Origin of the sequence: Nonomuraea sp. NPDC050394 (assembly GCF_044459065.1) — a bacterium.
Lineage (GTDB): Bacteria > Actinomycetota > Actinomycetes > Streptosporangiales > Streptosporangiaceae > Nonomuraea.
In genome coordinates this window covers 585,817-597,943 of sequence record NZ_JBITIO010000006.1, presented here as the reverse complement: position 1 = coordinate 597,943, position 12,127 = coordinate 585,817, and the positions used below count along the sequence as shown (strand labels likewise).

Genomic DNA, 12,127 nt, shown 5'->3' with positions numbered 1-12,127 from the left:
CATACAGATGACCCATGCGACGCAGTTGCCGCCGCACATGCGACGGAACGGGTTCGACCCGGTCAAGGAGCTGTCCCGGGCGCGCGACGAACAGGGGGTGATCCGGGTCAACCTGCCGTTCGGCGGGCCCGCGGCCTATCTGGTCTGCCGTCACGAGGACGTCAGGCAGGTGCTGTCGGATCCGGCCCGGTTCAGCAGCGCCCTGACGCCGTTCCCGGGTGCCGAGCAGGTGGACGCCGAGGAACGGACCAAGATGCGGGCCGGGCAGCTGATCGGGTTCGACCCACCGGAGCACACGCGGTTGCGCCGGATGCTCACCCCGGAGTTCACGGTACGGCGGATGCGCAGGCTGGAGCCACGCATCACCGAGATCGTCCAGGCGGCGCTGGACGACGTGGAGCGGGCCGGCAAACCCGCCGATCTGGTGGCGCACTTCGCGTTGCCGGTGCCGTCGCTGGTGATCTGCGAGCTGCTGGGCGTGCCGTACGCCGACCGGGCCGCCTTCCAGGAGCGTTCCGTACGCCTGCTGGATCTGTCGCTGCCGATGGACCAGCGTGTCGCGGCGCAGCGGGAGGACCGCGCCTACATGGCCGAGCTGGTCGTGCGCGCGCAGGCCGACCCGGGCGAGGACATGCTCGGCATGCTGGTACGCGAGCACGGCGACGAGCTCAGCACCGACGAGCTGGTCGGCATCGCGGGACTGCTGCTGCTGGCCGGGCACGAGACGACCTCGAACATGCTCGGCCTGGGCACCCTGGCCCTGCTGCGCGACCCGGACCAGCTCGCGCTGCTGCGCGAGGACCCGGCCCGCGCCGAACCCGCCGTCGAGGAGCTGCTGCGCTGGCTGTCCATCGTGCAGGCACTGCCGCCGCGCACGACCACGACGGAGGTGGAGATCGCCGGACAGACCATTCCGGCGGGTTCGCTGGTGATCTGCTCGCTTCCCGCCGCCAACCGCGACCCGGCCTTCGTCGGCGATCCCGACGCTCTCGACCTCACCCGAGGGGCCGCCGGCCACGTCGCCTTCGGCCATGGCGTGCACCACTGCCTCGGAGCGCCGCTGGCACGGATGGAGATGCGCATCGCCCTCCCGGCCCTGCTGCGGCGCTTTCCGGGCCTGGCGCCGGCGGAGCCGTACGAGGAAGGGGATTTCCGTGCCTTCAGCATCGTCTACGGCCTGAACTCGCTCCGCGTGACCTGGTGAGCAGATCAGCCCGGACGCAGGGAGTAGGCGGTCACCGCCTCGGGCAGTTCGGCAACGCGCGACAGCGCGCCCGTGCTGATGTTCCAGCCCAGCAGCAGGTCGCCGCTCTCGACGATCACCGTTTCGTGGCCGACCCAGCCGCGCACGGGACAGCCGCCCTTCCCGCAGGAGGGGAGCAGCAGTGTCCTGACCACCCGTCCGGACGCGATGTCGGCCACCACGACCACGTCGGCTCCCTGCGCCAGGCCGGGCCGCGCGGGCGCGGACCTGGCGACGAGGTCGTCACGCTGCCAGCCGTGACTGCCCAGAACGCCCACCGGCATGCCGCCCCCGTCGGTGAGGTTCCGGACATCCAGCTGCACCTCGCCCGAGCCGCGCTCCTCAAGGACCGTCCAGCCCCCCTCCTCGGGCGAGACGATCCTGAGGTCGCGGTAGCCCGCCACACCCGTGAATCCCTTGTACGGCTGCCGCCGGACCTTCCCGGTGGCCAGGTCGAGCAGGTAGTTGGCCTTTTCCTGCTCGACGAGGAGCTGCTCGCCGCGCCAGAGCACGACCTCGTTGAACCCCGGCACCGGGTAGCGGAAGGTCTGGCCGATCACCAGGTCGACCACCACCACCGCGTCCTTCTGCGGGAAGGCGGCCCGCGTCCCCTCGGGGGCGAGCGCGTTGGGGTTCAGCCGCGTCGCGCCTTCGCCGGCCAGGTCCGTGGAGTCGTCGAGCGGGATCCGGCCACCGGCCTTCATCAGGTAGATCCGCCCGTCGCCGAACTCGGCCAGCGCCAGGACGGGCCCGGGAGCCGAGTCCACGACGGGGATGTCGGCCCACCTCTCCGGCAGCCCGGCCGGTGCCGCGGGCAGTCCCGCCTGCTCGCGGGCGGCGGGCGCCCGGTCCATCGGGACCGACGACGGCGCCGGGGGCGCGGCCGTGACGGCGGGGGTCTGGGTGGTGCCGCGCTCGACCCGCTGCGGGAACGCGGTGATCCCCACCGCGACGAGCGCGGCCACCGCGAGCAGGGCGGCCACCGTCCACCGGCGGCGGCCACGGCCGTCGGTGCGCCGGCGCCAGAGTTCGTCCGCGTGCGACGACCCCTCCGGCAGGGTCTCGGCGAGGTCCTGGAAGAGCTCCCGCAGTCTCTGGTCCGTCATATCAGCACCTCTTCCAGTTCGGGAGCGACCTCGCGCAGCCGTTTCAGCGCCGCGTGCGTCTGGCTCTTCACCGTTCCGGACGAGACCCCGAGGACCGCGGCGACCTCGCCGACGGGCAGGTCCTCGTAGAAGCGCAGCACCAGCACCGCCCGCTGCCTCACCGGCAGCCTGGCCAGTGCGCGGGCGAACACCACCTTCAGATCCGACGCTCCCGAGGGGTCGGGGTCGGCGTGCTCGGGCGGCTCCCCGTAGGCGAACTCCCGCCGCCTGCGCCACCTGGAGGCCACGTCCCTGTACAAGGTGGTACGCACATAGCTGACCGGGTCGGTATGCACTTTCGGCCAGCGGCGCGCCAGCTTGATGAGGGCATCCTGGAGCACGTCCTCGGCCAGGTGCCGGTCACCGCTGATGAGGATGGCCGCACGCAGCAGCCGCGGGTACCAGGCGGCGACGAAGGCCTCGAACGCCTCGGAATCCGTCATATAGAAAAGACGGCTGGGAGGGGGTGAACGGTTGGGTCTTCCATGAAATCCGCTGTTTTCCGGGAGTTTGACAGCGGTGCAGGTCAGCCGTTGAGCGCGGCGGAGAGGGTCACCACGGCGCTGACGAGGAGAGCCAGCAGCACCACCTTGCGGAAGCGATCCGGGTCAATGCGACTAAAGATCGCATTTCCTATGAAATACCCCAATTGAACAACCGGCAGGCCCACCAGACCGATCCAGATCGACTGCTGGTTCACCTGCCCGGCCACGGCGAACCCGACCAGGCTGAGCACGCTGGTTCCCGCGAACACCACCGCGAGGGTGGCGCGGAACTTGGCGGGGTCGTAGCCCATGCCCTGGAAGGCGGCGACCATCGGCGGGCCGTTGGTGCCGGTCGAGGTGGACAGGGCGCCGGATATGAGCCCGACTCCCACCAGGATGGGGATGTTCCCCTTCACCTTCACCCGCCGCCACACCATCAGGGTGCAGCCCAGGACACCGATCCCGATCAGCACGGTGAGGACCTGCTCAGAGGTGATCCCGTACACCCAGAGGCCGAGCGGCATGCCGAGCACGATGCCGGCCATGGCGATCAGGGCCACCCGCCACTCGGCGTGCTCGCGCTGGCGCACGGCGACCGTGACGGTCATGGCCAAGGCGGACGCCGTCGTGGCGACCACCGCGGTATGGGGGTCGACCGTGAGGGCCAGCAACGGGGTGGCGACGAGCGCGTAACCGAAACCGGTCACCGCGTGCACCGTAGAAGCGATAAGGATGATCACGGCGGCGGCAATCAGCGTCGACACCTGTCACACTTTGCCACAGATCTACGTTAATGAACCAGTGGTGGAGGAAAATCAGCCTCTGTTGCGATAAATGGAGACCGCCCGGGATCGGCGCTAAGCTTTGGCAAATAGCTGGTAAGGCGTGTCCTCACACTTCGTCAATTGGTGGCAATAGGAGCGAATGACGTGGGTGGTCAGGAGTCTGCGAACTACATCGTCAGCCCGGCACTCGACGGCGGACCGGCCGTCATCTTCGTCCCCGGCCTGGGTGGCCGGACGAAGTTCGTGGACCAGTGGAACGAACCGGGGCGGTTACCCGTCATCCGCCGGGCCAACTGGAGCGAGCCGATGAGCGTGCCCTCCGTCGACGAGCGGGGCGCGGCGCTGGCGTCCCTCATCACGACCGCCGGCGCGACGGACGTGGTGCTGGTGGGCCACAGCATGGGCGGGCTGGTCTGCCTGGAGGCGGCCAAGCACCTGGAACGGCAGCTTCGCGGCATCGTCGTCATGTGCCAGTACCCGCCGCACCGCACGCCTCTCTCCCCGCTGGCCGAACTGCCCGACCGGGCGCTGGCCGAGGAGATCGAGGCGCCGCGGCACATCATGGACACGGCGGCCCTGCCGGAGTACGCACGTCTGTGGCGATCCGAATACCACCTGCTCAACCGGTATCTGGAGGCGGATCCGCGCCCGACGCTCCACACGCCGATCATCGCGGTCGGCGCCACCGGCGACGCGAGCTCCTGGGACACCGAGTGCCTCAACGACTGGAACCAGTACACGACGGAGGAGGTGTCGGTCCAGATGGTCGAGGGCGGCCACCAGGTGGTCGAACGGCTGGATCCCGAGACGCTTCGCGCATGGGTCGGAAAGGTGCGCTGAACTCACCCGGTCAGCCTCCGCAGCTCGGCTGCCAGTTCGCCCACCGTCGGGTGGTCGAAGATCGCCGCGATGCCGACGTCCACGCTGAACGCCCGGCGGATCTCCTCCACCAGTTCCACCGCGGTGAAGGAGTCGCCGCCCAGCTCGAAGAAGTCGTCGTCGGGGCCGACCGCGTCCACGCCGAACGCGGCGCGCCACATCTCCGTCAGCCGGGCCTCCAGGGACGCCTCGTCCGACGGCGCCCGGCCCGGGTCGCGCCCGGGTGAACTCCGCCGTTCGGCGTCCCGGGCCTCCGGCCTGGCCACGGCGTTCCTCAGGACCGCGTCCTCCCCCGACATGGTGATCGCCACCTGCCGGTGGCCGGGTCCCCGCAGGATGCGCAGCAACATGCCGACCCCGGTCGCGGGCGTGATCCCGTCGTCGTGGGCGCCTCGCTGCCCACGCGGGGCCACCATGGACTCGTCGACGCGGCGCATGGTGAAGCCCCTGACCTCGACCGCGACCTCACCGGCGGCCGTCAGCACGTCGATGTCGGCCACGATCGTGTCGGAACCGCTCGGGCGGCGGCGGATGTGGCTGTACGCACGAGCCGGGATCGACCGGTGCACCACGATCGACTGGTAGGCGAACGGCGCGTGCGGCGGCTCATGGTCGGGATCGCGGGCCAGCGACACCGCCGCGTCCAGGAGGGTGGGGTGCAGGACGTGCCGGCCGAGCTCATGGGCGAACGCCTCGGGGAAGGTGAGGGCGGCCAGCTTCGTGCCGGCGTCGGCCCCTGAGGTCCAGATCTCCTCCCGCGGCCAGTGCGGTCCGATGGTGAACAGCCGGTTCCCGGCGTCGTTGACGGGGACCCGCCGGTCGGGCAGCGACGCGCGCAGGCCGTCCAGGTCCACCTCAGCGGCACCACCGTCCACCAGCCCGATCTCACCAGTCGTGTGGACGCGGTAGTCGCCGGAGGACGGCGGCGCGGTGCGGACGGTGAACCGCCAGGAGCCCTCCTGCGCCTCGAAGCCGATCTCCAGGGAGACCGGCTCCGGGGTGGTGATCGGCTGCCGGAAGACCATGTGGCGCAGCCGCGCGGGCCGCCCGTCCGGGTGGCCGATCGCCTCGCGGAAGGCGCGCAGCACGAAGTCGACCTGGGCGGTGCCGGGCAGCACCGGGACGCCGTCCATGCGGTGTTCGTCCAGGATCGGATAGTCCTCGGCCGACAGCGGGGCCGACCACCGCACCTCCGTCTCCGGCGCCTGACGCGCGGTCTGGCGGGCGGCCATGCCGACTTCGGACCACGACGGCCAGTTGATGGTGGTCGAGGCGACCCCGGCCAAGGGCTGGCGGCGTACCACCGCGTCGAGGAAGGCGTTCGCCGCGGCGTAGTCGGCGCTGCCCACCAGGCCCCGCAGCGCCGCGCGGCTGGAGAAGGCCACGAAGAAGTCCAGGCCGGCCCGCCCCCGCAGGACCTCGACCAGTGCCAGCGTTCCGTGGACCTTGGGCGCGAGCGTCGCCGCCATCTGCGCCCGCGTCCGGAACTGGATCATGCCGTCCCCCGCCACGCCCGCGAGGTGGAACACCCCGTTGACGGTCCCGAAGGAGCCGAGCACGCGCCGCAGCGCGGCCACGTCGGTCACGTCACAGGCCTCGACGCGGCACTCGGCGCCCAGGGCCCGGATCTCGGCGAGCGCGGCGTCGTGCCCGCCCGTCACGGTGCGGCCGAGCAGCAGCAACCGCGGCCGCGTCCCGGTGTCGGCCAGGCCGCGCGCCACGGCCAGTCCGAGGCCGCCGAGCCCGCCGGTGATGACATAGGCGCCCCCGTGCCGCAGGTCGACCGGGCCGGGGCCGCCGGGGACGAGTTCGCGCTCGCCGGGGACCCAGCGCCGGTCCCCGCGCAGGGCGACGATCTCCGATCGCCGCGGGCCGCGCAGCTCCGCGAGCAGCCGATCGCCGGCCACGCCGTCCCCGACGTCGATGAGCTTGCACGTGGCGCGCGGGTTCTCGAGCATGTAGCTCCGCAGGAGCCCGAGCAGCATGGCCCGCACCGGATGCACGCTCTCGCCGCCCGTCACGTCCGCCGACCGCTCGGCGAGGACCAGGACGTCGCGGGCGCGCCTGTCGGGCGCCCGTCGCGCCGCCTCCCGCAGAAGCTCGACGAGGCGGTGGAATCCGGTGTCGAGCTGGTCGTCGATCCCGCTCAGATCGGGTTCTGCCAGGTCGCCGAGCTGTGTCGCGTCGATGATGAGCTCCGGATACCGGTGCCCTTCCCGCAGCTCGTCCAGCAGCCGGGCGACGTCCTCGGGCGCGGTGCCGTACGGCACCCGCGGCACGTCGCCCAGCAGGGCGAGCAGTTCGCCGGCTCGGCGCGCGTCGGCGGGCAGGAACACCAGCGAGGCATCAGGGAGGTCGGCGCCGGCAGGCCCGGCAGGCGTGGCCTCCACCCACGTGGGCAGCCGGAAGACCGCTTGCCGTTCCGCTGCCTCGATGACGGGGGCGTCGTTCGCGGACGCCCGCCGCTCGATCCAGAACCGCTCGCGCTGGTACGGGTAACCCGGCAGCGGGACGCGCGCACGCGGCCCCGTCGACCAGGTCACCTGCGCGCCCAGGGTCCACATCCGGGCCAAGGCGTGCAGGAATGAGCTGCGTTCCGTGGCGCCCTTCGACGGCCCGCTCGGCAGCGTCGGGATCGCCAGGTGCCGCTTGGCGCGCACCTGCGGATGCGCCCGGGCCAGGGTGGTGAGCGTCCGCCCCGGGCCCACCTCCAGCAGCACCCGGTCACCGTCCGACAGCACGGCCTCCAGCGCCTGCCGGAACAGGGCCGGTCCGGTGAGCTGCCGGATCCAGAAGTCCACGCTCCGCGCCTCGGCCGGGCCGCCGGTGGAGGCGGAGTACAGCTTCCAGCGAGGTCTGCGCGGCGCGATGCCGTCGAAGGCCAGGCGCAGGCGTTCGGCGGAGCCGCTCGCGCGGGCGCCGGCCAGCCGTACCGCTTCCGCGAGTGTGAACACCTCGGCGAGCGCGGCCGCCGCGAGTTCCCCGACGCCCTGGCCGAGCAGCGCGCCGGGCTCGACGCCCAGCGCCAGCCACAGCCGTCCCAGCGCGTACTCGACGCTGAACGGCGACGCGTCCTGCTGCCCGTCGGCCGCGAAAAGGGCGGAGCACTCGTCGAACGCCGCGCGGAACACCGGCTCGGTGCGATGGAGCTCCGCCGCCATGCGTTCGTGCCGCGCCTCTTCCCCCGGGAACAGGAACACGGTGCCGCGCTCGACCTGCTCCTCCGGCGTCACGATCCGCCGCGCGGGATCCAGGACGGCGGCGGCCGCGTCGGACACGCTCTCCACCACCACAGCCCCCCGGACCGGGTACGGCGTGCGTCCCTTCTGCAGGGTGAACGCGACATCCGAGAGCGGCTCCGCGCTGTCCTTGAAGAACCGGGCGAGCCGCTCCGGATACGCCTCGGCCGCGGCCGGGGTCCGTCCCGACCAGACGATCAGCTGCACCGGCTCCGGAGCAGGTTCGCTCACGCGGGCCGGTGCCTCTTCGAGGATCGCGTGCGCGTTCGTGCCGCCGATGCCGAAGGAACTGACCCCGGCCAGGCGCCGGTGTCCCTCCGATCGCGGCCACGGCCGCAGCTTGTCGTTGACGACGAACGGCGAGTTCTCGAGGTCGAGCAGCGGGTTCACGTTCTCGACGTTGATGCTCGCCGGAATCTGCTCGTGGCTCAGCGACAGCGCCGCCTTGATCAGCGAGGTGACGCCCGACGCGTGGCCCAGGTGGCCCACGTTTCCCTTGATCGATCCGATCGGGCAGGCGGGTCCCGACGGGGCCCGGCCGCGGAACGCCTTCTTCAGCGCCGAGATCTCGATGGCATCACCCAGGCGGGTCGCGGTGGCGTGCGCCTCCAGGTACCCGATGTCCTCGGGGGCCACGTCGGCGGCCTCCATGGCGCTCAGCACGACCTCCGCCTGCCGCTCGGCGCTGGGCGCGGTGAAGCCGACCTTGGCCGCGCCGTCGTTGTTGACCGCCACGGCGCGGATCACCGCGACGATCCGGTCCTCGTCGGCCAGGGCGTCGGCGAGCCGCTTGAGCACCACGACGCCGGCGCCGCTGGCGAAGATCGTGCCGGTGGCCGCCGCGTCGAAGGGGCGGCAGTGGCCGTCGCGGCTCAGCGGGCCGTCCTGGGCCCACCAGTACCCGTGACCGACCGGGAACTCGACGTCCGCGCCACCGGCCAGCGCGACGTCGCACTCCTGGAGGCGCAGCGCGTTCACGGCGAGATGCACGGCCACGAGCGAGCTCGAACACGCGGTCTGCACGGTCATGCTCGGCCCGTGCAGGTTCAGCTTGTACGAGACCAGCGTCGAGGCGCTGTCGGGGTTGTTCCACATGCCGGCCGCCATGCCGGTGGCGCTGCGCAGGGCCTCCAGGCTCCCGAGCACCCGGCCGACGGCGTAGCGGTTCGCGGCGACCGACGAGAACACGCCCGTTCTGCCCAGCTTCGCGGCGTCGTAGCCCGCGTTCTCGACTGCGGCGTGCGCCGTCTCCAGATACAGCCGTAGCTGGGGGTCGCAGGTCTCGGCCTCGCGCCGGGTCAGGCCGAAGAACCCGGCGTCGAACAGGTCGACGCCCGCCGGCTCCGCCACGGCCCTGACGTAGGCCGCGTCCTCCAGCGCCTCACCCGACACGCCGCTCGACCGGAGCTCGGCCTCGGCGGGGAAACGCACCGCCTCCTCGCCGGCCACGAGGTTCTCCCAGAGCTGCCGGGTGTCCGGCGCCGCCGGGAACCGGCCGGCCATCCCGATGATCGCGATCGGCTCAACGAGGTTGCCCATCATCATCCGCCCTCCGAAGATAGCCGGCGAAGCTGTTCAGGCTCGGATACTGGAAGACCAGCAGGGGAGAGATCTCCGTCCCGAGCCGGACCGAGACCTCCGACACGAAGGCCATGAGCGACATCGAGGTGAACCCGGCCTCGAAGAAGCCGCCGTCAGGGTCGATCTCGCCGCCGCCGAGAGCCGACCGCGCGCTGTCGCGCAGAACCTCCATCAGGCCGGCCGCCGGGTCGTCGTCCCCTTGGTCGTCGTCGGGCCACGCGTCGCGTACCTCGATGCTCGACGGCATGACCGCGGGGTCCAGGTATTCGCGCAGCACCGCGCGAACCTCGTCCGCCGTCGTGGTGGCGCCGATGACGGTCAGGCGCACGGACCCGACTCCCCCGCCGTCCTCGACGAACGTCGCCACCGACTCGACGACACCGGTCACCTTGGCCGCCGCGCCCTCGATCTCGTCCAGTTCGACCCGGGCGCCGTTGACCTGGACCTGCCGGTCCGCCCGCCGGACGAAGCACATCGAGCCGTCCGGCAGCCGCCTGACGATGTCACCGGTGTCGTACCAGCGTCGCCCGTCCTGTCCGGGAGACAGCAGAGGTGTTCCGTCGGTGTAGCCGAGCGCGCAGGCGGCGGCTTCCACGTGCAGCCGGCCCTCTCCGTCGGCCGCGCCGGCGGGGACGATCCTGGTGACGGCGTGGCCGAGGGGGCGTCCGATGGGAACCGGGTCCTCGCTCGTGGCCCCCTCGCCGGGCGGCACCTGGTGCATGCACAGCACCTGCGGGGTCTCCGACGCGCCGTAGCAGTTGGCGATGGTGGCGTGAGGGGCGAACGTGGCCGTCGCCCGCAGCGTCGCGGCCGTGAGCCGTGCCCCCGCAGAGCAGACCAGCCGCAGGCTGCCGACGGGCGGCGACGAGCCCGCCATGAGCCGCAGGAGGACCGGTGACCCTTGGAGCACGGTGATGGCATGCTCCGCCAGCCAGGCCGCCATCAGCCGGGGGTCGGCGGCCGTGCGTCGGCCGGGAATGTACAGCGTCGCGCCGGTGAGCCAGGGCGCGATCAGCTCCCGCAGGCTCGGGTCGTGGCCCGGCCTGCCGAGGAAGGCGATCCGATCGGATCCGTCCATGGGCAGTTCCTTGAAGAACGCCGTGCTGGCGGCCTCGAAGGCGGTCCGCCCGACCACGATCCCTTTGGGGCTGCCCGTCGTGCCGGAGGTGAAGAGGATGTGACTGGTCTCTTCCGGCTGCTCGTCCGCGGTGGTGTCCAGAAGGTTCAGGGCGCCCGACGGTCCGAAGGTCGCCGCGGCGCGGGTGGCCGTCAGCGCGCCGCGTACCCGCTCGGGACCCCAGTCCCCCAGGATCGCCGGTACGGCTCCCGCGCCCCAGAGCCCCGCCAGCCGCGCGACGAACTCCGGGCTCCGCTCCGCCGGTACGCCCACCACGCGGCGCTTCGGAAGATGGCTCCGGACATGGTTGGCGACGTCCTCGCCGAGTGCGGCGACGTCGCCGAAGGTGAAGGCACGGCCCTCGTGGACCAGGGCGACAGTGCCCGGGTCACGAGGCCGTCCGAGAAGCCCCCGTTCGTGGCCTCGGCTCACGCTGATCTCCCTCGTTGTCACGTCACAACAGCTCATCCCACACCGCGGGAAAGTACGTGGGGTGAGCGCTGCGTAACTTGCGCCAGTGCGTCTTGTGTTCCTCCGCCGGTGTGGTGCCGATCCACCGGTCCCGGCCGTCCGCCGCCCATGCCAGGTGCACCAGCGGGAGCACGGCCGAACCGCGCCGGGCCTTGCCCAGCTCCGCCCCCGCGCCGGTGACGACCCTCGACAACCCGGCCGCGTAGGCGTGCCTGACGGGTTCGTAGATCGCCGCGTTGAAGTACACGAACGGGTCGGGCGCCCCGTCGTCGGGGCGCCCGAAGTCGGTCACGTACAGCCGGTCATGCCAGCGGCACATGACCCCGGCGCCGACGACCCGGCCCCCCACCCGGCACAGCAGTGCCGTCGCCGCGCCGTCCCCCAGCGCGCGGGCATAGGCCGACAGGCGCCGCGTGACCACGTCCACGCCGTACGCCATCCCGTGCCTGGCCCGCACGTTCACGATCAGCGGAGCCACGACGGGGATGGCTTCGCGAAGCGGCACGGTCTCGGTCGAACACTCCTTGGCGAAGACCCCCGCTTCCCTGCGCGCGCTGGTGCGGGTGTTGCGCGGCAGCGTCGCCAGGTAGTCGTCGAAGCTCGCTCCGGGGAGCTCCAGCTCGGTCTGCGCGACGCCCGCCAATCGGTGGTGATCTCCGCCGCCGATCACCGGAGCGAGGTCTCTCCACGCGGCGGCGTCGAGAAACAGGAAGAACGTGTACGGGAGCCCGCGCTCGACCGCGACGGCGCGGGCGGCGTCCCGGAGTGCGCGCAGGACGGCGGTCCTTGCCGGGCCCGGCAGGGCGCGGTCCACGATGAGCCGCGTGCTGAACCCCGCGCAGGAGCCGGCCACCAATCCCAGCCGGCCACCGCGCGAACCCGCGGCGAGGAGGTCACGAAAGTGCAGTTCCGGCCAGCTCAGGTAGTCGCCGCGGCTGGGCAGCGAGTCGTAGAGGGGCAGGGCGCCGAGAACGCGCGGGTCCCCGGGCCGCCGGGCGATCAGGTACGTGACGGGTGCGTCACCGGTCTGCTCCAGGGCCCTCAGCCACTGGTGGCTCTGGAACAGGTCCCGCGGGTCGGCGACGTCATTCCACACCCGATCGGAAAGCTCGTCCAACGAGGCGACGCGCTCGACCGTCACAAACTCAAGCGCGTCGGGCGGTTTATCCGGAATTTCCTGAT

8 protein-coding genes are annotated in these 12,127 nt (G+C 71.9%); 2 read left to right on the top strand and 6 right to left on the bottom strand.

What is annotated here, in order from left to right; all coding sequences use genetic code 11:
* Positions 1 to 7 precede the first annotated feature (7 nt).
* Positions 8 to 1,204, top strand: coding sequence for a cytochrome P450 (locus ACIBKY_RS26495; RefSeq protein WP_397100446.1), 1,197 nt, complete (start codon positions 8 to 10; stop codon positions 1,202 to 1,204).
* A 5-nt stretch (positions 1,205 to 1,209) separates the two neighbouring features.
* Here ACIBKY_RS26495 and ACIBKY_RS26490 read toward each other — a convergent pair whose 3' ends face one another.
* From ACIBKY_RS26490 to ACIBKY_RS26480, 3 genes are all read right to left on the bottom strand, one after another.
* Entirely contained in the window at positions 1,210 to 2,349 is a 1,140-nt protein-coding gene (locus tag ACIBKY_RS26490; RefSeq protein ID WP_397100444.1) for a hypothetical protein, read from the bottom strand.
* Positions 2,346 to 2,831, bottom strand: coding sequence for a SigE family RNA polymerase sigma factor (locus ACIBKY_RS26485; RefSeq protein WP_397100442.1), 486 nt, complete (start codon positions 2,829 to 2,831; stop codon positions 2,346 to 2,348). Before ACIBKY_RS26485 ends, ACIBKY_RS26490 begins: the two co-directional genes overlap by 4 nt.
* A gap of 83 nt (positions 2,832 to 2,914) precedes the next feature.
* A complete protein-coding gene (locus ACIBKY_RS26480; protein WP_397100440.1) occupies positions 2,915 to 3,637 on the bottom strand; it encodes a sulfite exporter TauE/SafE family protein in 723 nt (240 codons plus the stop codon).
* Between the two features lie 165 nt (positions 3,638 to 3,802).
* Here ACIBKY_RS26480 and ACIBKY_RS26475 point away from each other — a divergent pair, with 165 nt between their 5' ends.
* Positions 3,803 to 4,498: a thioesterase II family protein gene (locus ACIBKY_RS26475; RefSeq protein WP_397100438.1), complete on the top strand. Its 696-nt coding sequence runs from the start codon at positions 3,803 to 3,805 to the stop codon at positions 4,496 to 4,498.
* Between the two features lie 2 nt (positions 4,499 to 4,500).
* Here ACIBKY_RS26475 and ACIBKY_RS26470 read toward each other — a convergent pair whose 3' ends face one another.
* Genes ACIBKY_RS26470 through ACIBKY_RS26460 form a run of 3 tightly spaced genes read right to left on the bottom strand, consistent with a single transcriptional unit; the run spans position 4,501 to position 12,086 of the window.
* Positions 4,501 to 9,321, bottom strand: a complete 4,821-nt coding sequence (locus ACIBKY_RS26470; RefSeq protein ID WP_397100436.1) for an SDR family NAD(P)-dependent oxidoreductase — start codon at positions 9,319 to 9,321, stop codon at positions 4,501 to 4,503.
* Positions 9,299 to 10,906 (bottom strand): non-ribosomal peptide synthetase, encoded by a 1,608-nt coding sequence (locus ACIBKY_RS26465; RefSeq protein WP_397100434.1) that lies wholly within the window; start codon positions 10,904 to 10,906, stop codon positions 9,299 to 9,301. The genes ACIBKY_RS26470 and ACIBKY_RS26465 overlap by 23 nt, the downstream gene beginning before the upstream one ends.
* 22 nt (positions 10,907 to 10,928) lie before the next feature.
* Complete coding sequence (locus ACIBKY_RS26460; protein ID WP_397100432.1) at positions 10,929 to 12,086, bottom strand: peptidogalycan biosysnthesis protein; 1,158 nt, start codon at positions 12,084 to 12,086, stop codon at positions 10,929 to 10,931.
* Positions 12,087 to 12,127 lie beyond the last annotated feature (41 nt).

Bases quoted from the DNA above. Each gene is read 5' to 3' on its own strand.
- ACIBKY_RS26495 (WP_397100446.1), top strand. From the start codon at position 8: ATGACCCATGCGACGCAGTTGCCGCCGCACATGCGACGGAACGGGTTC.
- ACIBKY_RS26470 (WP_397100436.1), bottom strand. From the start codon at position 9,321: ATGATGATGGGCAACCTCGTTGAGCCGATCGCGATCATCGGGATGGCC.
- ACIBKY_RS26490 (WP_397100444.1), bottom strand. From the start codon at position 2,349: ATGACGGACCAGAGACTGCGGGAGCTCTTCCAGGACCTCGCCGAGACC.
- ACIBKY_RS26485 (WP_397100442.1), bottom strand. From the start codon at position 2,831: ATGACGGATTCCGAGGCGTTCGAGGCCTTCGTCGCCGCCTGGTACCCG.